19 protein-coding genes are annotated in these 25,636 nt (G+C 36.1%); 6 read left to right on the forward strand and 13 right to left on the reverse strand.

Annotation, left to right across the window (positions count from 1 at the left end; genetic code table 11):
• Window positions 1–133 precede the first annotated feature (133 nt).
• Both lipB and parE read left to right on the forward strand, forming a co-directional pair.
• The gene (gene lipB / locus ACFIMX_RS06255) at window positions 134–871 is read left to right on the forward strand and encodes a lipoyl(octanoyl) transferase LipB (RefSeq protein ID WP_375639889.1); all 738 of its coding nucleotides are present in this window, start codon (window positions 134–136) and stop codon (window positions 869–871) included.
• Window positions 872–952: 81 nt separating this feature from the next.
• Window positions 953–3,019, forward strand: coding sequence for a DNA topoisomerase IV subunit B (gene parE / locus ACFIMX_RS06260; protein ID WP_375639890.1), 2,067 nt, complete (start codon window positions 953–955; stop codon window positions 3,017–3,019).
• A 17-nt stretch (window positions 3,020–3,036) separates the two neighbouring features.
• Here the strand turns inward: parE and recJ are convergent, their stop codons facing one another.
• Complete coding sequence (gene recJ / locus ACFIMX_RS06265) at window positions 3,037–4,821, reverse strand: single-stranded-DNA-specific exonuclease RecJ (protein WP_375639891.1); 1,785 nt, start codon at window positions 4,819–4,821, stop codon at window positions 3,037–3,039.
• Between the two features lie 295 nt (window positions 4,822–5,116).
• Here recJ and rplM point away from each other — a divergent pair, with 295 nt between their 5' ends.
• The 3 genes from rplM to ACFIMX_RS06280 all read left to right on the forward strand — a co-directional run bounded on the left by rplM (window position 5,117) and on the right by ACFIMX_RS06280 (window position 6,304).
• The gene (rplM, locus tag ACFIMX_RS06270) at window positions 5,117–5,581 is read left to right on the forward strand and encodes a 50S ribosomal protein L13 (protein ID WP_375617739.1); all 465 of its coding nucleotides are present in this window, start codon (window positions 5,117–5,119) and stop codon (window positions 5,579–5,581) included.
• A 2-nt stretch (window positions 5,582–5,583) separates the two neighbouring features.
• The gene (gene rpsI, locus ACFIMX_RS06275) at window positions 5,584–6,069 is read left to right on the forward strand and encodes a 30S ribosomal protein S9 (RefSeq protein ID WP_015856545.1); all 486 of its coding nucleotides are present in this window, start codon (window positions 5,584–5,586) and stop codon (window positions 6,067–6,069) included.
• Window positions 6,070–6,226: 157 nt separating this feature from the next.
• Entirely contained in the window at window positions 6,227–6,304 is a 78-nt protein-coding gene (locus tag ACFIMX_RS06280; RefSeq protein WP_375606729.1) for a hypothetical protein, read from the forward strand.
• 77 nt (window positions 6,305–6,381) lie between these two features.
• Here ACFIMX_RS06280 and ACFIMX_RS06285 read toward each other — a convergent pair whose 3' ends face one another.
• The 7 genes from ACFIMX_RS06285 to ACFIMX_RS06315 form a co-directional block, all read right to left on the reverse strand.
• Window positions 6,382–6,747, reverse strand: a complete 366-nt coding sequence (locus ACFIMX_RS06285) for a response regulator (RefSeq protein ID WP_273724078.1) — start codon at window positions 6,745–6,747, stop codon at window positions 6,382–6,384.
• A gap of 543 nt (window positions 6,748–7,290) precedes the next feature.
• Entirely contained in the window at window positions 7,291–7,647 is a 357-nt protein-coding gene (locus tag ACFIMX_RS06290; protein ID WP_375694200.1) for a hypothetical protein, read from the reverse strand.
• A gap of 2,078 nt (window positions 7,648–9,725) precedes the next feature.
• Window positions 9,726–10,514 carry an ABC-2 family transporter protein gene (locus tag ACFIMX_RS06295; RefSeq protein WP_375633785.1) on the reverse strand — a complete coding sequence of 263 codons (789 nt, stop codon included), beginning with the start codon at window positions 10,512–10,514 and terminating at the stop codon, window positions 9,726–9,728.
• A complete protein-coding gene (locus tag ACFIMX_RS06300) occupies window positions 10,498–10,782 on the reverse strand; it encodes a hypothetical protein (protein ID WP_375639893.1) in 285 nt (94 codons plus the stop codon). Before ACFIMX_RS06300 ends, ACFIMX_RS06295 begins: the two co-directional genes overlap by 17 nt.
• 32 nt (window positions 10,783–10,814) lie before the next feature.
• The gene (locus tag ACFIMX_RS06305) at window positions 10,815–11,216 is read right to left on the reverse strand and encodes an ABC-2 family transporter protein (RefSeq protein WP_375694201.1); all 402 of its coding nucleotides are present in this window, start codon (window positions 11,214–11,216) and stop codon (window positions 10,815–10,817) included.
• Between the two features lie 78 nt (window positions 11,217–11,294).
• Entirely contained in the window at window positions 11,295–12,314 is a 1,020-nt protein-coding gene (locus ACFIMX_RS06310; RefSeq protein ID WP_375636967.1) for an ATP-binding cassette domain-containing protein, read from the reverse strand.
• A 796-nt stretch (window positions 12,315–13,110) separates the two neighbouring features.
• Window positions 13,111–14,094 carry an RluA family pseudouridine synthase gene (locus ACFIMX_RS06315; RefSeq protein WP_375694193.1) on the reverse strand — a complete coding sequence of 328 codons (984 nt, stop codon included), beginning with the start codon at window positions 14,092–14,094 and terminating at the stop codon, window positions 13,111–13,113.
• A 206-nt stretch (window positions 14,095–14,300) separates the two neighbouring features.
• Between ACFIMX_RS06315 and ACFIMX_RS06320 the strand changes: the two genes are divergently transcribed.
• Entirely contained in the window at window positions 14,301–16,082 is a 1,782-nt protein-coding gene (locus ACFIMX_RS06320) for a glucan ABC transporter ATP-binding protein/ permease (RefSeq protein ID WP_375694194.1), read from the forward strand.
• A gap of 1,240 nt (window positions 16,083–17,322) precedes the next feature.
• On the opposite strand, the gene alaS is transcribed toward ACFIMX_RS06320, so the two are convergent.
• The 5 genes from alaS to rplQ all read right to left on the reverse strand — a co-directional run bounded on the left by alaS (window position 17,323) and on the right by rplQ (window position 25,630).
• Window positions 17,323–19,989, reverse strand: a complete 2,667-nt coding sequence (gene alaS, locus ACFIMX_RS06325; protein WP_375639900.1) for an alanine--tRNA ligase — start codon at window positions 19,987–19,989, stop codon at window positions 17,323–17,325.
• 205 nt (window positions 19,990–20,194) lie between these two features.
• Window positions 20,195–21,238, reverse strand: coding sequence for a recombinase RecA (recA, locus tag ACFIMX_RS06330; RefSeq protein ID WP_273791424.1), 1,044 nt, complete (start codon window positions 21,236–21,238; stop codon window positions 20,195–20,197).
• Window positions 21,239–22,206: 968 nt separating this feature from the next.
• The gene (locus tag ACFIMX_RS06335; protein WP_375639902.1) at window positions 22,207–23,532 is read right to left on the reverse strand and encodes a replication-associated recombination protein A; all 1,326 of its coding nucleotides are present in this window, start codon (window positions 23,530–23,532) and stop codon (window positions 22,207–22,209) included.
• Between the two features lie 7 nt (window positions 23,533–23,539).
• Window positions 23,540–24,934 carry a DegQ family serine endoprotease gene (locus ACFIMX_RS06340; RefSeq protein ID WP_375639903.1) on the reverse strand — a complete coding sequence of 465 codons (1,395 nt, stop codon included), beginning with the start codon at window positions 24,932–24,934 and terminating at the stop codon, window positions 23,540–23,542.
• Window positions 24,935–25,201: 267 nt separating this feature from the next.
• A complete protein-coding gene (gene rplQ / locus ACFIMX_RS06345) occupies window positions 25,202–25,630 on the reverse strand; it encodes a 50S ribosomal protein L17 (RefSeq protein WP_273791421.1) in 429 nt (142 codons plus the stop codon).
• Window positions 25,631–25,636: the final 6 nt, after the last annotated feature.

A 25,636-nucleotide genomic window follows, 5' to 3' on the forward strand; every position in this document is an offset into this window, starting at 1 on the left:
TTTTAAGCGTAGCAAATCTTCTTAAGATAAAATTTATGAACGTATTCTCTTTTATTCAACAATTCTATACCTTACTCTGTAATCACTTTTATTGATTACAAAATAAACTCAAACATCAAGATAAATATTACCAATGACATTTGAATTGAAACATACGGATCGTAATCACTTATCACATCATTTTAATGCAATTCTAGGAAATCCACCCGTTGAATGGAAGATAAGTGATCATCTAGTTGAGTATCCTGAAGCTCTGCGTTATATGCAAGAACGTGTAGAAAAAATTCTTGCAAAAACCGCGCATGAACAAGTTTGGCTTCTTGAACACCCTTCCCTTTATACAGCGGGAACGAGTGCAAATAAAAAAGATCTTTTGGCGCCTAATTTATTCCCTGTTTATGAAGCAGGACGTGGAGGTGAATTTACATATCACGGTCCAGGACAGCGTATTGCTTATATCATGCTTGATCTTAAACGCCGGAAACAAGACATTCGTGCTTTCATTAGTGCATTAGAAGAATGGATCATACAGATGCTTGCCAACTTTAATATTAAAGGCGAACGCAGAGAAGATCGCGTTGGTGTCTGGGTTAAACAGTCTCATTGCCCATCAAAACAAAATGATCTTTCTTCCGAAGATAAAATTGCAGCCATTGGCATTCGAGTGCGCAAATGGATAAGTTTTCATGGAGTTTCTATCAATGTTAATCCTAACTTAGCCCATTATTCAGGAATTGTTCCTTGTGGAATTACAAACCACGGTGTCACAAGCTTTCTTAATCTCGGTTGCCCTGTAGCAATGCATGATATTGATATTGCTCTCAAACACGCTTTTGAACAAATTTTTGGCCCAACAATCGATGTTTCCTAAGTGCATTGATTTTTAAACAAAAAACAGGCATAAAATTATTTTAATAAATATTTTATTTTATGAGGTGGATAGTTAAACGCTATGAGCGATAACAAAAAGGATCTTTTTAGTGTTTTTAATAAAGCCCAATCTCGGGTAAATACAAAAGAAAACACTCTGCAGTCTTCAATGAAATCAAACGCGATGATTTCAAGAAAAAGTGCAAAAGATACGCAAGAAGATGACTATAATGCCCTCTCTATTCGAGTTCTTGAGGGTTTAGAGCCCGTACGTTTACGCCCTGGAATGTATATTGGTGGAACAGACAGTAAAGCGCTTCATCATTTATTTTCCGAAATTATTGATAACGCGATGGATGAAGCTGTTGCGGGTTATGCAGATTCTATTGAGGTCTCATTAGATAGGAACGGTTATATAACCGTTACAGATAATGGACGCGGTATTCCTGTCGAAAATCATCCTCAAATGCCTGAGAAATCGACTCTTGAAGTTATTATGACACAACTCCACTCAGGGGGAAAATTTGATGGAAAGGCTTATCAAACTGCAGGTGGACTTCATGGAGTAGGAATTTCTGTCGTCAATGCTCTTTCTGATGATATGGAAGTTGAAGTTGCACGAGAACGAAAACTTTACCGCCAACGTTTCTCACGTGGTATTCCTCAATCTGGATTGGAAGATCTGGGAGATGTTTATAATCGTCGTGGTACGCGCGTTCGTTTTCATCCTGATCATGAAATTTTTGGTGAAAAAGCAGCTTTTGATCCAGAAAAAATCTATAAGATGACATGCTCCAAAGCCTATCTTTTTGGTGGCGTAAAAATTCGCTGGTCTTGTGATCCCGTCATACTTGAAGGCGCAAAAAATATTCCTGAAAAAGCTGTTTTTCATTTTCCCGATGGGCTTAAAGACTATTTACTTTCGTCACTAAAAGATAAATCTCGAGTAACGTCAGAAATTTTTTCTGGCAAAACACAACACAATAATGGCCATGGCTCCGTTGAGTGGGCTATCGCTTGGCATGGTGGTGATTCTTGTGTGCAATCTTACTGCAATACGATTCCTACAGGAGAAGGCGGAACACATGAAATAGGATTACGTCAAGCTCTTTTGCGTGGATTGAAATCCTACGCTGAGTTAATAGGAAACAAGCGCGCAACGATTATTACGTCTGACGATATTATGATTTCAACAGCCGCAATACTTTCAGTCTTTATCAGTAACCCTGAATTTGTTGGACAAACAAAAGATCGATTAGCAACCATTGAAGCACAGCGTATCGTTGAGAATGCAATCCGCGATCCTTTTGATCATTGGTTAGCAAATTCCCCACAAGAAGCAACAAAACTTCTCGATTGGGTTATTGAACGTGCTGAAGAACGTGTTAAACGACGCCAAGATAGAGAAATAAGTCGAAAAACTGCTGTCCGTAAATTACGTCTGCCCGGTAAACTTGCAGATTGTAGCCAGAACCATGCTGTGGGTGCTGAACTATTCATTGTTGAAGGAGATTCTGCAGGAGGATCTGCTAAACAAGCAAGAAATAGAGCAAACCAAGCAATTTTACCTCTTCGTGGTAAAATCTTAAATGTCGCCAGTGCTGCACATGAAAAAATGAACTCAAGCCAAACAATTAGCGATCTTATCCTTGCTCTTGGATGTGGAACACGCTCCAAGTATCGTGAAAAAGATCTCAGATATGAACGTATTATCATCATGACAGATGCTGATGTTGATGGTGCTCATATTGCGTCACTGCTCATTACCTTCTTCTTTCAAGAAATGCCTGACCTTATTCATCAGGGACATTTATATCTTGCCGTCCCCCCCCTTTATAGAATATCACAAGGAGGAAAAGTTGCTTATGCTCGTGACGACATTCATAAGGATGAATTGCTCAAAACTGAATTTACTGGAAAAGCTAAAATCGAAATCGGGCGTTTTAAAGGGCTGGGTGAAATGCGCGCAGAACAACTTAAAGAAACGACTATGCATCCTCAAAAACGTACATTGCTTCGTGTTTCTATTGATGCCGTGGAAATGCAAGAAACGAAAAAGACTGTAGAAAGTCTCATGGGAACAAAACCAGAAGCACGATTTCGTTTCATACAAGAAAATTCTACTTTTGCTTCTAATCTAGACATCTAATGTAAAAAATATCCCTTTCAAGCCACTGCGGCTGCGTCAATCACGCGCAGCTGCGGATTGATCGTTCCATTCCAATAATTCAAACTAAGATGACCAGCTAAATGAATCATTTCACCAATATTTTCAAAAAGAAAATCACCAAGCGATGTCCCTACAGCACGAAAAGCTATTCCTTGTAGTTTTTTTCCTTCAACATTAGATACAATGAGGCGAAGATGTCCTTTACCAACTTCAGATAGATTCACCAGTCGATGAGAGGGAAGAACAAAAACAGGTGTTGCATTCCCTGCCCCAAATGGCCCTGCTTTTTCAAGCAATTCAAACAGCGCTTCATTAATACCAGAAGCAGAAAGAGAACCATCTATACTAAGAGATTTTTTTGCACGCAACTGTGAAACCATTAAAGAAACTTTTTCTTCTAGCCATTTTCGAAAAATTTCAATTTTTGTTGATTGAATTGTAATTCCTGCTGCCATACTATGTCCCCCTCCTTTTTCTAATAAATTTAATGTAACAGCTTCACGAACGAGTGCTCCTAAATCTATACCATTAATTGAGCGTCCCGACCCTACGCCATTTCCATCTTCTTTCAAAGCAATAGCAAAAACAGGGCAAAAAAAACGCTCTTTGAGACGGGAAGCAAGAATACCAATAATTCCCGGATGCCATTCTTTATGAGAAATCACAAGTGACAATGGTATTTCTTGATCTTGATAAAGAGAAGAAATGTAAGATTCCGCTTGTGCTAATTGAATGTTCTCCATTTCTTGGCGTTCTTGATTAAGCCGATCTAATTGTTCTGCTATTCTGTCCGCTTCATCTTTATTCTCACAGCTAAGCAAACGTGCTCCCAAAGCTTGATCACCAATGCGCCCTCCTGCATTAATTCTAGGACCTAATAAAAAACCTAAATGAAAACTATTAAGCGGCTCCCCTATTCGTGCAACCTTTGTTAAAGCTGTTATTCCTAGATTATGCATAGAACGAGCAACTTGAAGCCCTTTTATCACAAAAGCACGGTTAACCCCCTGTAATGGAACGACATCACATATGGTTGCCAATGCAACAAGATCAAGCATACTTAAAAGATCAGGCAGCGGTCCTTGGAATTGTTTTTTCCGCAGCAAATGGTGAACCCAAGCTAACGTAACAAAAACAACGCCAGCTGCACATAAATGCCCCTGTTTAGAAAAATCATCAGGACGATTAGGATTGACAAGAGCAACAGCTTCTTGATGAATCTCTGACATTTGATGATGATCTAAAATCACAACATCAGCACCAGCAAGCCTAGCTGCTTTTACGGCATCTGGACTGTTTGCGCCACAATCAACAGTGATAATTAACCGAGCGCCTTCTTGCACAAGCATCCTCATTGCTTGTTCATTCGGACCATAGCCTTCAACAATACGATCAGGAATATAAATTTTGACTTCAATACCAAAATAACGAAAAAAACGCGCTATGAGTGCCGATGAACAAGCACCATCAACATCATAATCACCAAACACAGCAACCTGTTCTTGATTGAGAAGAGCCTTAACAATACGCTCTGCAGCGCATTGCATATCCCTAAAACTTTCTGGATCAGGCATAAGCGTACGCAATGTTGGATTAATAAAAGCAACTGCCTCAGCTTCATCCACATCTCTTGCTGAAAGTACTCGAGCTAACTGATCTGGAAAACCAAATTTTTGAGAAATAGCGCGCGCATTATTTATCCCTTGAACATCAAGGGCATCTAACCAAGCTTGACCACAAGCAGAAGATTCAACATTGAGAAAATAACGAGACCACTGCATTATTACTTATTTTATAATGAAGAACGATAAAATACAATCATGCGTTAAAGATAAAATAGTCTTTTGCAACATTCATTTTAAATTTAAATGGTCCACAAACTTCTTTAATGTGGTATTACAATACCTTTCTCATAACATGTTGTTTTATAAAGTTTTTATTTTCTCTTGACGTCAATCAAAAGACATTATATCAGAACAAGTGGTATGCGTTAAATATTTCGCTATGGTAACAATTTTCAACGCAAAACAGTAAAAATTCCCTTATATTAAAAGGGTTCTAATAAAGGATACTTCTATGGCAACTTTTTCACAAAAGCCAACTGAAGTGGTGAAAAAATGGGTTATTATTGACGCAGAAAACCTTGTTTTAGGTCGTCTTGCCACATTTGTTGCTAACCGCTTACGTGGCAAACATAAAGCTACATTTACTCCACATGTTGATGATGGTGACAACGTTATTGTCATTAATGCAGATAAAATAGCTCTCACTGGCAAAAAATATACGGATAAAAAATATTATTGGCATACCGGCTATATTGGTGGAATCAAACAACGTACAGCACGTCAACTTCTTGAGGGGCGTTTTCCCGAACGCGTTATTGAAAAAGCGGTAGAGCGTATGATTCCTCGTGGACCTCTTGGTCGCCGTCAATTGAAGAATCTACGTGTTTACGCTGGAAGCCAACATCCACATGAAGCACAACAGCCTGAATCTCTTGACGTTGGTGCTTTAAACCGCAAAAACAAAAGGATTGTTTGATTATGGCTGAAATTAATTCTCTTTCTGAGCTTAGCATAGTAACAAGTATTACAGAAACACATGAAAATGTTGTTCCTGTTCACGTGCAAAAGCTTGATTCACAAGGACGTGCTTACGCAACAGGAAAGCGTAAAGACGCTGTTGCACGTGTATGGATTAAACCAGGTTCTGGAAAAATCACGATCAACAATAAGGAATTTGACAAATATTTTGCTCGTCCTGTTCTTAGAATGATTCTTCGTCAACCAATTGTTGCAACAAATAGGGATACCCAGTTTGATATTATTGCAACCGTTGCAGGCGGTGGTCTTTCCGGACAAGCCGGTGCAGTACGCCATGGCATTTCCAAAGCTCTAACCTATTACGAACCAGAGCTTCGCTCAATCTTGAAAAAAGGTGGGTTTCTTACCCGTGATAGCCGTGTTGTTGAACGTAAAAAGTACGGTAAAGCGAAAGCGCGTCGTTCTTTCCAATTTTCAAAGCGTTAATTTCAATTTTTGTTCAGTGCATAAAGCCTCAGATGGAAACGGGGCTTTTTTAAACTGCTAAAACAGACTTTTAGATGAATGTAGGAACAAATCTATACCGATTAAAAAAAACAAGAATGCAGAACAACCTCTTCTCTTAAGATAAAAGGCAAGAAAAATAGACCGAAAAAATTCAAAACTTCAGTTTCAATTTTTAAAATCTGTTTTACTAACTTGTAATATATCGACGTGCTAAAGCACAAAAATATTTACGCGACAACTTTAGCAATCTTATAAGCTTTTCAATATTTTTCTATCATCACTTAACAAGCTTTAGTCCAAGAAATGCTTTACCATTGTAATAAAATGAGGGACAGAAATAGGTTTTGACATATATTCTTCACATCCACTTGCACGAATTCGTTCTTCATCTCCCTTCATAGCAAAGGCTGTTACAGCAACAACGGGGATTGATCGAAGTTCTTCATCTTCTTTTAATTGTTTAATAACATCTATGCCTGATACCTCTGGCAACTGAATATCCACAAGGATAAGAGATGGCATTGATGAACGTGCCAAATCTAATGCCATAAGACCATTACGCGTTTCAACGGTTTCATAGCCACTCGCTTCTACAAGATCACGGAATAGCTTCATATTAAGCTCATTATCTTCCACGATCATGACTTTTTTTGACATTCGTATAACTCCACCCTTCTTAGACAAAATTAAGAAATAGAAATGAATCCACATTCTCCTTGTTTAAGATAAAATGATAAAAAAAATTGTAAACTACAAAGAGACTAAAAGATTCCAATAAAAGTATTTTTTTGCAAACATTTGTAATCTCATCACTATACTTTTTCAGTTGATAAGAATGAAATCCATAATAACCATAAGTATTGTATTACCCTATATTTTTTGAGTGGATATGCAAAGTTTATGGATATCTCAATTAATGCATACGCGTTTTAATCATAAAAAAATATCCACCACAAACTCAGCTCAAATGCGTATTTTGAAGAGAAAAAAATTAATTAACTTTAAAAAGCAGCTGATTATTTAAATTTAAAACCCCCTATGCTGCCATCTCCCCAACAATATCTTAATGATATTAAAGGATAAATTTACCAATATTATTAAAAGTAAAAATAAATAAACCGTGATTAAACCTCACGGTTTATTTAATATACAACATTTAATAACAGAACAATTCAAAATTTATCAAGGAAATATCTTTTACTACAAAGCCCATGCACTATAAACAAAAGCATCGAATGCTCTTTCACCTGCGCTTCTTCTAGGATCCGGTGGCTTTCTAGTAAAGAAATATACAAGATATGCGATGAAACCAAAAATCGCTGCCTCCATCCCCATTAAACCCGCGACTTTTTGGACATTTTTCTCACCCCCCTGTCCTTCAAACTGGCTAATAACCATATCAACAGCTTTAATAACTCTATTTTCCTGTGTCATTACAGAAATAAAACCAGCATTTTGAAATCTACCATTTAAAGAATCAGCATTGGCTCTTAAAATCTGTGAAAAGAAAATCGCTACTGCAACAAAACATACTATACAATGCTTGAATATTTTCATCATAACCACCTAATTACAATATTTAATAAAATAAATTTTCTTTACCGCCCCCTCTAAATAGAAAACATTCCATCATCTATCGATAAAGTATATTTATCTTCTTATAATAAAAATATAATACAAAATTTAATTAATAACTTTATTTTAATTGTTGTTTTTTGTATTATATTACACTTATAATATATCCGTTACATGTTTATTTAATAATTGTCAATTATTTTATTGTTTTTATTATAAATTTATCTTTATTATCATAAATATTATTATGATTTTATAATATAAAAAATATCAATATGTTGTTTTTTAGTTACACATAATATTTTTATTTTTTTGTATAATATAGTAAAATAAATATTTTTATAAAATAATTTTTCCTTAGTATATATTGAGAAAAAATATTTGCCCCAGCTACAATTAGCGTAAGCACCAGCTTAATTCTTTGATTGAAAAAGCTAAATTAGGTAATATAAGGGATAACTTTGGTGAATGCGCTAAATCTAATGCCATAAGCTATTACACATTTCAACGATTTCACAGCCATGCGTTTCTACAAGAACGTGGAATAATTTTAATAAAGTTCATTGTCTTCCACAATTATAACTTTCTAACATTAATATAATTCACGACTTTAAGATAAAATAGAGAAATAAAAATTTAAATAACGTTGATATGGATAGATTATTTGCTAGCAAACAATCTTCTCTATTAAATCAGAGTGTTCACTACTATGATATTGTAATTTCAATCACGACAACACTTCAATAACAGACTAAAATATAGATTCACTATAAGCTTAAAATAAAAATTTTGGAATTGATCATACATACAATGAATGAACCGTAAAATACAAAAGTAATCATAACACTAGAAAGTGAAAAAGCTTATCACTCTTGTTCACTATTCCTTCATCACTCATTTTTTCTGTGTTATTTTTAAAGTCTTGTAAAAGATATGAATTACATGCAAAAAAATTTAGCCCTTTGTAATCTCTACGCCATCAATCACATTAGTTTTATTAATGATAAGCAATAACATCTGTATAGCTCTAAGCTTAAATAGCAACACCAGATTAAAGTATCATTTTTATTTATTGTAAAAGAGTATGTAAAACTTCATTTTACTCTTATCATTGTTAAGAAAAATTGAAAAATGAGCTTATTAATATTTAAATAATAGAAAATAATTTTTTACAAAATAATATTTTATTTAATTACTTTTTAAAATAACCTATTTAAAATAATATAAATATATTATGTTTATATTGTATGTGTTTAAATTGTATATTTTAAATTAAATAATAATATTTATAATAACAATAAAATATTACATAATAATTATCTTTCTATTAAATAGAATAAGGAATTCACAAGAAAATCAATTATAATTCTCTTTGTTTACAAGAACAACAAAGAAATATATTTAATTATGTTATTGAACTCAGTTGCGTTGCCATCGTTTTTTCCTGCTTGGCTTAGTGGATCCTTTTATTTCCAAGCAATTATTAACTGAATTTTGACTGCTCAGCATACTGAAAAATCTCTATGTGATTGTTGTCTTGATAATTGCTATCATGTTGTTTGGCGAAGTTCTTAGCTTTCTATCGGGCAACTTAAAAGCTTTATTCTGTCAATTTTCTTATTGTTTAAGCAAAAACTCATCCATGTAATAATATATTGAATGCACCAACAAAATCCGCACGAATAACCACATTCTGCACATATAAAAATTACCCATCTTTGACAATTTTTTAGTACTATAAACGCAACAAAAATAAATTTTGCTCGGAGGAGAAAGCACTACTAATATTGTACACCATCTTACCATTGGCTTGTGTCATCAAGCAGCCATCTAAACTCAAACTAATCTAAAACCAAGAAATTTAACTATCTGATTTTTATTGTAAATTCTTTGCTCATAGCTATAGAAATACAACCGATTTTATGCATGAATATGTCTAATAAAAAATCCTCATGTGTAAATTTTACATGACTTATACCGCCAGCATAAATAACGATATTTTACAGTACGATAGAATTTTCACTCAATTTTTTATTTTTATAATCATGATGACTTTTATATTATCCCCCTAATCCATTAAATTTACGCATTGTTTTCTTATAACTTATGAAAGTCATGACCATGGAAAGAAAAGCGCTCAACAGAAGATATCCAATATTCCATTCGTCTTTACCAAGCAACAATGACACAGGCAAGGAAGCAGAAAAAGCCATGGGAAGCATAAACAAAAGCCATTTTACGATGCTTAAAGGATAAATTCCTATTGGCACAAATGAAAGCTCGTAAATCATTTCATGAAAATATTCGACAGGCATCTTACGGCTAATAATAAATGTTATAAAATTGAACATCATGAAAAAACAAATATTGACGATAAAAACACAAAATATTGCAACAATAAAAGAGATCCATCTTAGCTTAAGATCAGAAATATTCGGTAATGATACAAATAAATAGGCACTAACATAAAGGACAAAGAGCTTGATCAAATTAAGAGGTTTACACCAACCAAACAACATCAACAACCAGATTGAAACGGGCTTTATCAAGTATGGTTCAATTTTACCATCCGCTACTTTTTCAAAAAACGTTTCAATAGAATTAGTAAAAATATTCAAAAATATTCCAAGTAAAACAAAGACAACAAAGATAAAATGGATTTCATCTCTGCTATAGTTACCGATCTTTCCTGAAAAAGAAGATATTCTATCAATAAATATGAATTGAATAAAATAATAGCATAGAGAAAGCATAAACTCCCCAGCCAAATTCTTACCATAAACAATCTGTCGGCGGATATTCAGACTGATAAAATGAAGGATGATTTTCATCTCAACCACCTGCTCCATTATATGCTTTCATCCCTTTATTCCAAGCAATATAAATTAAGAATAAAAAACACAAAATATAAGTAAAACTTCCGAAAATAAACTGCTGAAACAACGCTAAATTTTGCGTCGCGAAAAACTCGGCAGGAGCTGATATCATGAAACGATAAGGATTAAATTGCATAAGCGGAATAAGCCACACCGGCCAAAAAGATGGTGGTAAAAGAACACCTCCAAGAAGCGCTGAACTGAGAATACTGAAAGAAAGTAATATATTGTACTCAATCACCCAAAAGCTTAATAAGGCAATTCCAAAAGAGATTAAAAAACAAAGCAATTGTGATAGAATAACAACCAAAAAAAGAACAGAAAAGCGATGACCAATCCCAGAATATTTTCATAAGATAAAACAAGCTTAACAACAAAAAGAGCCAATAAGGGAATGCTATATAATACACTCTCCCCTAAAAAAGTAAAAAGCATTTGTGTCATATAACTAAAGGGCTTTGTAAGATATACTTCTAATTGACCTTCTTTAACATGATGAGAGAAAAACTTAATCACATTATAACCATTATTTAAGCGACCTAGGACTAAAGCAAAAGCATAATAATACATCATATCATAAAAGCTAAAGCCATTTATGGTGTTGCCCGTATCAGAGAAAAGTGCATTCCATAATAGAAGTTGAATAACAAATGGCGAAAGTGTCCCAATGATAATATCGGTAAAAACATTGCTCTATCACTTAGAACAGTCAGTAATCCATTCTTGGCAAAAAGAAACATACCAAAGCAGTGGTTAGATAAATTCTTTAAATTTAACACGGAGCATCTCTTCAAGCGAGGGAGTGGATACAGAGAACGTACAGTTCAATTTGGTTGTAATTTCGCGTACAAAACGCGCAAAATCCTCACGGGGCAACGAAACCTCCAGCGAGCATTCTTCAGCGTTAAAGTACTTATCTTTTAAAGGAGTAGATAATTTCAACGCAATCTCATCAATTTTTTCTACAACAGCTGAAGGTGCCGCCAAGTGTTCACAAAAAAGTGTCATTCTCACCAAAGAAGGAATGACATTTTTAAGCGCATGAAGATTACCATGAAACTGTTTCTTTCCTTTATGCAAGAGAATAATATCATCGACGTATCCATCAATATCTCCCATATCATGACTTGTGATGATATACCCAGTGCCACGCTCCCTTTTCAGTTTTTTAAGAAGCTCCCTGATTTCATGCTTAGATGTAAGATCAAGACCAATACTTGGCTCATCGAGAAACAACAGTTTAGGTCTAAAGGAGAGATTAAATGCCAATTCACTTTTCACTCTCTCACCCAGACTAAGTATCCGCACTGGCTTATCCATAATATGCTCAAGACCCAGTAACTCAGCGATCTCTTTAAGATCACGGGTAAAAGAGGCGCGTTCAAGACCATATAATGGTTGAACCATATCCAGACTGTAGCGTAAGGGCAAATCCCACCATAAACAATTCTTATGACCAAAGACCACCCCCAAAGACTTGAACAGATTTTTCTTCGCTTTATAAGGATCAACACCAAGGACTTTAACACATCCCTCATCAGCGTATTGTATACCAGAAAGTATTTTAATCAGTGTCGATTTACCCGCTCCGTTAGGGCCAAGAATTGCTAACGATTGCCCTGAAAAGAGGGTGAAACTCATATCTTTTAACACATAATGATTTGTATAATCCGGCTTGAAGAGAGAAAACACCTTGTTTTTAAAACCAATTTCTCTGTCAATGTTGCGATATATTTTTGAGACGTTATTAACGTCAATCAATAATGATCCCATCAGTCACTCCTCATTTCAATTTATCCCCCTTTAAATGTTCCCATAATAAATATCTGTTTTTGTTCACTAGAAAAAACAAAAGTGTTCAAGCCCTCCCTAGAGCAATAAAACGCACCTGACGTTTTATCTCCAATTTTTTGTCTAGATATTTTTTCAATGTGATGAGTTCACTTCAATGCAGCATTAAGATACTAAAAACTTATTTCTTCTTTTATGAAAGATAGTCTTTTGGATAAACTAAGTAAGTAGAAAAATAATTGGTCATTGAAAGGAGAGCTTTGCTAAGAAAGCTTCATTGTGTAAGCAAAGATACAAAGCATAAATCTATACTATAAGCATATCAAACCACATTGATAATAAAACAAACTTCCTTGACAACAGGAATTTTTTGAGAGGTTACTTTTCCTCAGCATTACTATAAAATGCCTCCTTTATCTCCCATGAAAAAACTAAAATCGCCTTCACTATTTTAGTAAATATCTTTCAGATTTTATCTAACTCATCTCCCTCAACAGACACGCCTCCCCAATATATGACCTCTGTAGATAATTCAAAGGAGCAGCTTCATAAACTCAGATTATTAAACGATACACCATATCCAAAAATAACAATACAATCAATTATGGATAAAGATCTGTAGAAAGAAAGCCATGATATTCGAAAATTTCATCACTCAAAAACACAATTTTCTCATAGCGATTGACTTATCAAAAACTTTCTTCAAATGATGCCCTATTCATCTTATCAAATTTATAGACAAAATTTGTATCAATCAAAAAGAACAAATGAAGTTTGTTTAGTTGGTTTCAGCATCACTCTCATTAAAAGATAAAAGATTAAAACTTTGGACCATATGAGGTGGTAAAGGTGCAACAATGTCCAATATTCCTCCTGAAGGATGCGGAATACGAATACGACGTGCATGAAGATGAAGACGATTTTGAATTCCTCCTGGCAATGTCCAATTACTATCAGAAAAAAAATACTTTGTATCGCCAATGATAGGATGATCCATATGGGCTGCATGCACACGAAGCTGATGTGTTCTCCCTGTATAGGGTTCCATTTCAAGCCACGAAAGAGCCTGCCCTCGCGTATCTAAAACGCGATAGTAGGAAACCGCATGATGTGAATCTGGCTCCCCATGTTCACAAACACGCATTTTGTCACCTTGTGCAGTGATTTCCTTAACCATCCACGTTGAAATTTTGTCCTGCTTTTTTTTAGGCACGCCCCGAACCAACGCCCAATAAGTCTTTTTTGTTTCTCGCGCTCTAAAAGCAGCTGTTAAGGACTGAGCAGCTCCCCTTGATCGCGCAACAATAAGCACACCTGACGTCTCACGATCAAGACGATGAACCAAACGCGGCTTTTCACCTTTTTTATTGCGCCATACCTCAAGCATACTATCCATATGACGTGTTAAACCAGAGCCTCCTTGGACAGCCAATCCAGCAGGTTTGTTAAAAACAAATACTTTTGGATCTTCATAAAGCAGCATTTTTTTTAAAACGGTCCCATCATCCTGCCCACGAAGTGTTTTACCCGTTATTGAAAGATTTTCCTTGTCATTAATAGGAAGAGGTGGAATACGAACAGCTTGCCCTATACAAAGACGCGTATCGGCTTTAACACGTCCACTATCAACCCGTATCTGACCAGAACGCAACAATTTTTGCAAAGCTCCAAAACCAAGTCCTGGATAATGCACTTTAAACCAGCGATCTAAGCGCATTCCATTTTCATCTGCCTCAACTTTTTTTATTTCTATGCCTGCCATGAAAATTCCCTTACCTGATAATTTTATTGATCTATTTTTGCGCCTTTATAAACACAAAAATTCATATTCTAGTTGGTTTTATCACACCATATTACAGTTAGTATCCAAAATTTTCTTTTCTTAACGTCCAAATTTTATTAGCTAAAAACTAAGCGTTGTAAAAATCAACAGCCTTTACGCTTAATAGCGAATGGAGATAATTAACAGTGTCCTTATTCAAAACCTATGCACGTGTTCTCACTTACCTAAATAGAGAAAAAAATGCATCCCTTTTAATCTGTACCGCTAATGTTATATTAGCTATTATCACTATTGCAGAACCTATTTTATTTGGACAAGTTATTGATTCTATTACAGACAAATCAGCTATCATCCCTACTCTTGCCATTTGGGTTTGTTTTGGACTTTCACATATTATTGCTTATGTCCTTGTTGCTCGCGGTGCTGACCGCTTAGCCCATAGACGCCGCTTAACGGTTTTAACGGAATCTTTCGAACGTATCATTGCCATGCCTTTAATTTGGCATCAACAACGTGGAACTTCCAACGCACTCCATACACTTTTGCGCGCAATAGATTCCATGTCAACCATATGGCTTGATTTTATGCGCCAACATCTCTCAACGCTTGTCGCCTTATTGGTTCTCATCCCCATAGCGTTTAATATGAATTGGCGTCTTTCAATAGTCTTGGTTGTGCTTGCCATCACCTACGTATTAATTGCACGTTTAGTGATGCGAAAAACAAAAGACGGACAAGCCGCTGTAGAATGCTATCATCATAACCTTTTTAAACATGTCAGTGATTCAATCTCTAATGTTTTCATTGTACAAAGTTATAACCGAATAAAAGAAGAAACTTCTATACTGCATCAACATACAAATGCTCTTCTTAAAGCACAAAATCCTGTTCTCAATTGGTGGGCGCTCGCCAGTGGCTTAAATCGAATGGCTTCAACAATTTCAATCGTTTGTGTTCTTCTCCTTGGAGCTTTTTTTGTTGCAAAAGATCAATTACGAGTAGGTGAAGTCGTTGCTTTTGTTGGATTTGCACAACTCATGATTAGCCGCCTAGACCAAATGAGCAGTTTTATTAATTGTGCAATATCCTCACAAGCAAAACTGCAAGAATTTTTTGAAATGGAAGACTCAACCTTTCATATCAACGAACCGCAAAATCTTCCTTCCCTCCAAAATGTTAAAGGCGCCATACAATTTCATCACGTGACCTATCAATTCGAAAATTCTTCTCAAGGTGTTTTTGATATTTCCTTTGAAGTTAAAGCAGGACAAACTGTTGCGATTGTAGGACCAACAGGGGCTGGAAAAACAACATTGATCAATCTGTTGCAGCGCGTATACGACCCTACCCTTGGGCATATCTCCATTGATGGAATAAATATATGCTCAATCAATCGCGAATCTTTACGCAAATCTCTAGCAACAGTATTTCAAGACTCGGGTCTTTTCAACCGTACTATTCATGACAATATTTCAATAGGAAAAGCGAGCGCAACGAATGAAGAACTTTATGAAGCAGCAAAAATAGCAGAAGCTCACGATTTTATTCTAAAAAAAGCTGATTGTTATAACACAATAGTGGGCGAACGAGGATCTCAATTATCTGGTGGAGAAAAACAACGACTAGCAATTGCACGCGCTGTTTTAAAAAATGCCCCTATTCTCATTCTAGATGAAGCAACAAGCGCTCTTGATGTTGAAACAGAAGCACGAGTCAAAGATGCTCTCGATTGTATAAGCCATAACCGTACTACTTTTATTATAGCACATCGCCTCTCAACAGTACGCAATGCTGATGTGATACTCTTTCTGGATCATGGTCACTTAATGGAAAAAGGAAACTTTCAAGAATTAATCGATAGAGGGGGACGTTTCTCTAAATTTTTAAAGGCAAGTGGTTTAACAATCAAACCACCAAAAAGAGAAGGAGAAAATGTTATCCCCTTACATGAAGCCATAGCATCATAAAATTGATACTCTTTTCAAGCAAAAAAATCCTCCTCAGAATAACAAGAGTGCTTATATATGATACAAGTAAAAAGATTTCTAAAAATACCACAATCCATTTTAGGTATTTAAGAAAAATATTAAAACAGTCTAGTATTTTCTCTGCTATTGCAATTTTACTAGATTGGGACAAAAATATTTCCCTATATCTGTGAATATTGACGAGTATACATTCTCATTTAGGGAAAATGTAAAGATAAAAACAATTTCCAGTTTTACCGTCTTCTTTTTACTCAGCTTTACGAATTTCAAAACGAACTAAAGAAATATCTTTTAAATAATGAATATTATGTATTGCGTTGCACTTTGTTTATCACTTTCTTTATAGTCCTCTCATAAAGAACAGAACATCATTGTTTTGCACATTCATATGACTTTTTTTAAGAAACATTTCTCAATGCTTTTAAGCCCATTTCACAACGACATTCGTGAGTGGTTTTGATTAATTTAACATACACAGAATTTGAAATAATAAAATCCTACGAATATTCGTAGCTCTTGTTCAAAAGATAAAACGATAAATTATCATTATAATTCAATGTATTAAAGCAATTTTATTATAAATAAATTAGATGTTAATCTAAATATTTAGACTTATGTTATATTCCTTTGATTTATATTGATAATTCATTACTTTATAACTTGAAATAAAGATTTATAAAGATAGGAGAATATTCCTTTCAAGACCTTTTAATAATAAACCAAAAAACTGTTTTCTTGTACATAACAAGCAAAATGAAAATAATAGCTCTAAGATATAACAACGCTTTTATAAGCCTTTTCAAGGAAAGAAATTTTATTCATTTAAAAACTAATCGAATAATGATAGCTTATAACTTTATAAAGATAATCGTATGCAATAAATCTTGTATTTTTCCTTTCATAAAAAGAGATGTTTCTTCAAAAAATCTATAAGAGCAACACAATAACTAGTCTTCCTAGTAAAAGAATACACAGCAAAGCATGAAGTGCTGCATAATCTATCTTATCTTAAAAAGGTGACTCCTGAAACGCTTGGAAGCTATAAAGCCAAATGATAAAGTGGTGATAAAGACAAACACTGTTTTTATCTTTACAATTGTATTTTCCCCAATTACGCTGTATCTGCATTTCAGAAATACACCAGACAGATATTCATGATACATAGATACCAACCCAATATAACAATGTAAAAAACACCTATGCAGAATGATTTCATTCTTTAATTTTTTTCAAGAAAATCTTTTAGTGCCGAAAATGCCTCATCAGCTTTGTTCCCCTCAGGACCACCAGCCTGCGCCATATCAGGACGGCCACCTCCACCTTTACCACCCAGCATCGCAGAAAGAATACGAACGAGATCTACAGCATTTAATTTATCCGTTAAATCATCCGTAACACCGACAACAGCACTCCCTTTTCCATCCTCCGAGACACTAATAAAAGCAACCACTCCAGATCCAATTTGTTTTTTCTCAGAATCGACGAGCGCCTTAAGATCCCGTGGTAAAATATTTTTAACAACGCGTCCGGTAAAAGAAAACCCATTGATGATGATAATATCACCTTGGCTCCTTTCTGTTATTCCACCACTCAACATCATTTTCTTGCGTACATCATTCAATTCTTTTTCAAGTTTACGACGATCATCAAGCAAAATTCGCACCCGTTCTTCCACGCCAACAGAAGAAGTTTTTAAAAGATCAGCAATTTCATGAATACGTTCATCTTGGCGGCTAAGATAAAGACGTGCTTCTTTGCCTGTTAAAGCTTCAATACGCCGCACTCCAGCTGAAACAGAACTTTCAGAAACAATATGAATCAAACCGATATCACCTGTTCGCTCCACATGTGTCCCTCCACAAAGCTCAATTGACCAACGCTTTTTTAATCTTCCCTGTTCAAGTGGCTCCCCCATAGAAACAACACGAACTTCATCACCATATTTTTCACCAAACAATGCCATGGCTCCTTCAGAAATGGCATCATCTACAGCCATGAGGCGCGTTATCACTCTACTATTTTGCAAAATAATCTCATTGGTTAAATCTGCTATTTTTTTCAATTCTTTTGATGAAACGGATTTTGGATGGGAAAAATCAAAACGCAACCGATCTGGCGATACAAGAGAACCCTTTTGTGTAACATGGTCCCCCAATGTTTGGCGTAAAGCTTCGTGTAACAAATGAGTAGCAGAGTGATTCGCACGAATTTTCTTACGACGAACAATATCAATCATTAATTCTACACAATCAGACCTCGATGCCTGACCAGATTTCACCTCCCCAATATGGATAAAAACACCATCGCCCTTTCTTTGGGTATCATGCACCTTAAAAATAAAATTTTCACCAGAAATGATACCGCTATCACCAATTTGCCCACCAGATTCACCATAAAAAGGTGTCTGATTAACAACAAGCATAGCTTTCTGACCTGAAAAAATATGATCAACAATTTTACCATCACACACAAGAGCTGTAAGAATACCTTTCGCTGTCTCAGTTTCATAACCTAAAAATTCTGTGGCCCCCACTTGATCACGAACAGAAAACCAGATTTTCTCTGTTACAGCTTCTCCAGAACCAGACCAATTGGCACGTGCTTCCTCTTTTTGGCGTTCCATCGCTTTATCAAAAGCACCAACATCAACAGAGATTCCTCGACGACGAAGAACATCTTGCGTCAAATCAAGCGGAAAACCATAGGTATCATAGAGCTTGAAAGCAACTTCACCATTCAAATAGTCCCCTTCTTTAAGATCGGTACTTGCTTCGTTCAACAAACCAAGTCCTCGTTCAAGCGTTTTACGAAAACGTATTTCTTCTAACCTTAAAGTTTCTGAAACCAAAGATTCAGCACGCACCAACTCAGGATAAGCTTGTCCCATTTCGCGAATTAAAGCAGGCAAAAGTTGCCACATTAAGGGCTCTTTAGCACCAAGAAGATGCGCATGACGCATAGCACGACGCATAATACGACGTAAAACATATCCTCTTCCTTCATTAGAAGGAAGCACACCATCAGCAATCAAAAATGCAGATGAGCGAAGATGATCAGCAATGACACGATGGCTGGCAATAAAATCACCCTTTGCCTCAATCCCTGTAATTTCTTCTGACGCGTCAATTAATGCACGAAAAAGATCAATGTCATAATTATCATGAACGCTCTGTAAAACAGCTGCAATACGCTCTAACCCCATACCGGTATCAATAGAAGGATGAGGTAAGTTAACACGTTCTTCCTTGGAAACTTGCTCATACTGCATAAAAACAAGATTCCAAATCTCAATAAAGCGATCCCCATCTTCATTAGCACTTCCAGGAGGACCGCCCCAGATTTCATCACCATGATCATAAAAAATCTCCGAACAAGGCCCACAAGGGCCTGTTTCTCCCATCGACCAAAAATTATCAGCCGTCGCAATACGAACAATTTTTTCATCTGGAAGACCAGAAATTTTACGCCAAAGTTCAGCAGCAACATCATCACTCTGATAAACTGTCACCAACAATTTATCTTTTGGCAAGCAAAATTCCTTTGTTAAAAGATTCCATGATAAAAAAATAGCTTCTTCCTTGAAATAATCACCGAAAGAAAAATTACCCAGCATTTCAAAAAATGTATGATGGCGCGCCGTATAACCAACATTATCAAGATCATTATGCTTTCCACCCGCACGAACACATTTTTGTGCCGTTGTTGCCTGCGTATAAGAAGGTTGTTCAAGTCCAGTAAAAACATTTTTAAACTGCACCATCCCTGCATTTGTAAACATAAGTGTAGGATCATTCCGCGGAACAAGCGGACTAGAAGAAAGAACTTTATGCCCATTACGATGAAAATAATCCAAAAATATTGACCGAATATTATTAACACTATTCATGTTGACACCTGCTCAATACAGCACAAAACCATAAAAGAAAAATCCCCCTCATTAAATCCTCTTCGACACGCATAGAGTCAATTTAATCAAAAATGGAATATTTGTTTTAAAAAATTGAGAAAAAAATGACTGCGTATTTAAAAACTCAAACAAAAAAACAGAAAAATCTTAAAGGAAAAAGATTATAGACGAAAAAAACGCCCCATCAAATGGCTTCATCACTTTCTATATTTTCTGACCCTGCATTTTCTAACAATTCAATCGCAATCAAACCAGCATTTTGGCGCAAAGCTGCTTCAATCTCTGTAGCTATTTCCACATGTTCACGTAAAAACTGCTTTGCATTCTCACGCCCCTGCCCTAAACGCTGAGAATTATAAGAAAACCATGCACCAGATTTTTCCACAACACCAACCTTGACACCCAAATCAATCAATTCACCTACTTTGGAAATACCTTCACCATAAATAATATCAAACTCAACCTGTTTGAATGGAGGTGCCAATTTATTTTTCACCACTTTAACGCGCGTCTGATTACCAACGATTGAATCCCTATCTTTAATGGATCCAATGCGACGAATATCTAAACGAACAGAAGCATAAAACTTTAAAGCGTTTCCACCCGTTGTCGTTTCAGGAGAACCAAACATCACACCAATTTTCATGCGAATTTGATTAATAAAAACAACCATACAGTTAGAGCGAAAAATTGCTGCGGTTAATTTTCGTAACGCTTTACTCATTAACCGAGCTTGCAATCCGGGCAAAGCATCACCCATTTCACCGTCAATTTCTGCTCGCGGTGTTAAAGCTGCGACAGAATCCACAACAAGCACATCAACGGCACCAGAACGAACCAACGTTTCTGTAATTTCCAATGCCTGTTCACCGGTATCTGGCTGAGAAATGAACAAGTTTTCTAAATCAACACCAAGCTTACGCGCATAAATAGGATCAAGCGCATGCTCTGCATCAATAAAAGCACAAATCCCACCACCTTTCTGTGCCTCAGCAATAGCATGGAGAGCCAATGTTGTTTTCCCAGAACTTTCTGGTCCATAAATCTCAACAATACGCCCCTTCGGTAATCCACCAATCCCTAAAGCAATATCCAAGGATAACGACCCTGTTGGAATTGTTTCAATCTCAACAACCTGCTCTTTTTGCCCAAGACGCATAATCGAGCCTTTACCAAAAGAACGTTCAATTTGTGAGAGAGCAGCATCGAGAGCTTTTGTTTTATCCACGATTATATCCTTGACCGAATCCATAATAACCTAAAACTTTAGTGTACACTGTACTTTTAATTTAACTAAAGGCTTGAGTTTAGATTTTCACAGACTATTTCCATTCCTATCTCCACATTATGTCCATAAACATTCATGACCATCACAATAAAGAATTGGCATTGCTTATCTTATGCCACATAATAAACTCCAATAAAGTAATATCTCTATGGGAGCATAGTTAACATATTTATATCTCTCTAGAAAAGGAACAATTTAATTTTAAACACAATGTTCTACAACCCTTCTGCTTATCCCTTTGATTAAATACTTGAGAAACTAAGAATTCTCCTGCTATTGATCACACAAAAAACGCATCATCAATCAACCTCATACCCTATTGCATCGAAGAACAAAACGCTATTGTGTTGCATATTCATGCACTTGATTTAAGAAACATCTCTCAAAACTTCCAAGCTCACTTCGTGACAACACCTATGAATGTGGTATACTGTAAGACCCTTTGACGACACCATCTTTACTCTATAGAAGGATCAAACTGGCACCATCACACTATTTATCATCCCCCAATGTTGCGACAGCTCTCGGCACTTGAGACGATTCATAAGAGGGATTTTTAGTCCTTTCTTGTACAGTTTTTATCACACGCTAATCCTGCTTGTAACATGCAAGCGAATAACTTGATTGCTTCAACAAATAACAAACTTGGGATGAGAGAAATTTACGGTATTTGAAACTTTCATTCAACTTACGAAACAGTCAATTATCATTATAAGTCAATATATTATTTAATAAAAACCAAAAAAATAAAGCAGCTTAAAAGTTGAATGACATATTTAAATTTGAAAAAATATGCAATTTTGGAGATATCAAAAAAAAATCTCTACAAGCAATGCAATAAATGTTTAAAATATAAGCTAAATTTCTCATACAATAACATAAGAGATCAATAAAAAACGTATTTCAACTCAAATTTTATTTTGATCTTTACGTTTTTTGCGCAACTGTTGCCACCACTCAAGACGTTTCACAATTTCACGCTCAAAACCACGCTCAACTGGTTTATAATAACTCTGACGCCCAAGTTTTTCGGGAAAATATTCTTGTCCTGAAAAAGCATCTGGTTCATCATGGTCATAACAATAACCACTTCCATACCCTTCTTCCTTCATAAATTTCGTAGGAGCATTAAGAATATGCTTAGGAGGTGGTAAAGAGCCATTTTTGCGTGCACAACGCAGTGCTGCTTTATACGCAAGATATGCTGCATTTGACTTTGGCGCAGTTGCAACATAAAGACATGCTTGCGCCAAAGCCAATTCTCCTTCTGGTGATCCTAAATAATCAAAGGCATCTTTTGCTGCATTACAAATGACAAGAGCTTGAGGATCCGCTAAACCAACATCTTCAACGGCCATACGAACCAATCTTCGCCCAATATAGAGAGGATCTTCACCAGCATCCAACATACGTGCCAAATAATAAAGCGCAGCATCAGGATCAGATCCACGAACGGATTTATGCAACGCTGAAATGAGATTATAATGCCCATCTCGTCCTTTATCATAAATAGGCGCACGACGCTGAATAACTTTTTGCAAAGCAACAACATCAAGAATCTCTCCCAATGGTGCAATAGACCAAACTTCCTCTGCCAATGTTAACGCAACCCTCGCATCACCATCAGACATCTCTATCAAAACGTCTCTGGCATCATTATCCAAGGGAAGAGTTTTTCCCTCCACTTCTTCAGCACGCCTCAAAAGCATGTCCAAACTTTCATGATCATGAGAAAGAAATATTAAAACACGTGCACGCGAAAGAAGGGCAGCATTCAGTTCAAAAGAAGGATTTTCGGTTGTTGCACCTATAAGTACCACAGTACCCTCTTCCATCACAGAAAGAAAACTATCCTGCTGTGCACGATTAAACCGATGAATTTCATCCACAAAGAGAAGTGTTTTATCCCCAGATATAAAACGCCTCTGCGCAACTTCAAAAATCTTTTTAAGTTCAGAAACTCCTGTAAAAATAGCAGAAACCTGTTCAAACGCGAAATTTGTTTCAAGGGCTAACAAACGTGCAACGGTCGTTTTTCCCGTCCCTGGAGGTCCCCAAAAAATCATCGATCCAATTGAGCCAGTTGCCGCCATACGTGAAAGCAAACCATCCTCTCCAATCAAATGCTTTTGTCCCACAACATCATTGAGAGAACAAGGGCGCATTCTTTCTGCAAGTGGTTGATTTTTATTAACTTGAAAATCAAACGACGAAGTAAAAAAATCTTTCTTCAAAAAAACCTCAACGAATAAATTGGCGAATATACATACCATCACGTTCATATTCCAATTGCCACATATTTGAGCGACCTTGCATAAGAACCTTTTTCAACTGATGAACTGTTTGAATTTTATGGCCATTTACAACACGTAGAATATCTCCTGACTGAAAAATTCCAGCTGCATTGCTCATTTCCTCAAGATTGGTAATCACAACCCCTTTTGCAAATATAGGAAGATGAAAACGTCGACTATTTTGCGGTGTTAAATCTAACACCTCAGCACCAGCAAGAGGACTGTCACCCGTAATTTTTTCAGATTTTAAAAATGCAATTTCTGATATCGATGAAACTGTTATTTGTGTTTTTAAAGTTTTTCCACTTCGTAAATATTCCAAAGCAAGACTATGCTCAACGTCAGCTGTCATCAAACGATACCCAAGACTATCTGGGCTGTCAACGCGTACCCCCTGCACACTCAAAATAACATCACCTACTTTCAATCCAGCTTTTTCAGCAGGACTATCTTTGATAACTTCAATAATCAGAGCACCATAGGGACGTTCTAAACCTAAACCACCAGCAATATCAGGTGTAACCTTTTGAAAAGAAGCCCCAATATAAGGCGGCACAAAATATTTTCCACCGCGTTTAACTGTATCAAGCATTACTTTTACAAGATTAACTGGAATAGCAAAACCAATCCCTACAGAACCACCGGAACGCGAATAAATAGCCGTATTAATTCCGATTAACTGACCTTTCATATCAATTAAAGCGCCACCAGAATTCCCTGGATTAATGGCTGCATCTGTTTGAATAAAAAAGTCAAAATCAGAAATCCCAACACGTGTACGCGCTTGCGCTGAAACAATACCACTTGTAACTGTTTGACCAACACCAAAAGGATTACCAATAGCAAGAACAAGATCACCAACTTCAACAGTATCAGAATTTCCCAAAGAGAGAACCGGAAATTGAGTATCTTTTTCCTTAACTTCAAGAATTGCAATATCAGTTGCTTCATCTTTGAGCACGACCTTACTCTCAAACTCCCGTCCATCAGAAAAAGCCACTTTAATTTCGCTTGCATCTTTAATGACGTGGTAATTTGTAACGATCAAACCACGTGCATCAACAATCACCCCTGATCCTAATGACGATTGCTTACGAACAGGAAATTTATTTTGAAAACGACCAAAAAATTGCTCAAAAAATGGATCGCCTTCAAAAGGTGATCGAGCTCTAATTTGTCGAGCTGCATAAATATTTACAACAGATGGAACTGTCTTTTTAACTAAAGGAGCAAATGAAAGAGTGATTTCTGTTTGTGTTTGAGGAACATGAGCATATACATGATCAAATGATATCTGCATCATAATTGCAAAAAAAATCCGCACCCAAAAAGAACACCTCATAATCCACTCCTTATAAAATCAGCACATTCTGTTGAAGATTAATAGAATAAAAAAACGTATCCCCGCAAATTAAGGACCTCTATTAATATTTCATAATAGAGAATAAAAACAACCTATTTGAACAATAAATATTATAAAAATAAGATAATTCAATATTCTATAATTTTCTCTCTGCACCTATTTCTCAACTAAAACAAACTTAAAAATGCTCACAAAAAAACCGCCCAAGACAAGGCGGCCTTTAAAAATCCAACAGAATAAAAAACTCTACGAAGATGTTCCCTTTTCATTCTCAGAAGCTTCCATGCGAGCACGATCCCCAGCACCCTTCGCTTCAACATCACGATCAACAAATTCTATAACAGCCATGGGCGCATTATCACCGGTACGAAACCCCGCTTTCATAATACGCAAATACCCACCGTTGCGTGATGCATAACGTGGCGCAAGCGTATCAAATAATTTCGCAACCTTTCCTGCATCACGAAGTGCTGCAATAGCTTGCCGACGCGCATGCAAACCACCACGCTTACCAAGAGTAACAAGTTTTTCAACAATAGGACGAATTTCTTTAGCTTTTGGAAGTGTTGTCACAATCTGCTCATGCTCGATCAACGAAGTTGCCATATTTGCAAACATCGCTTTACGGTGACTGGCAGTACGGTTCAACTTGCGTCCTGACTTACTATGGCGCATAAGCCC

Origin of the sequence: Bartonella sp. AD24XZML, from assembly GCF_042196485.1 — a bacterium.
Lineage (GTDB): Bacteria > Pseudomonadota > Alphaproteobacteria > Rhizobiales > Rhizobiaceae > Bartonella.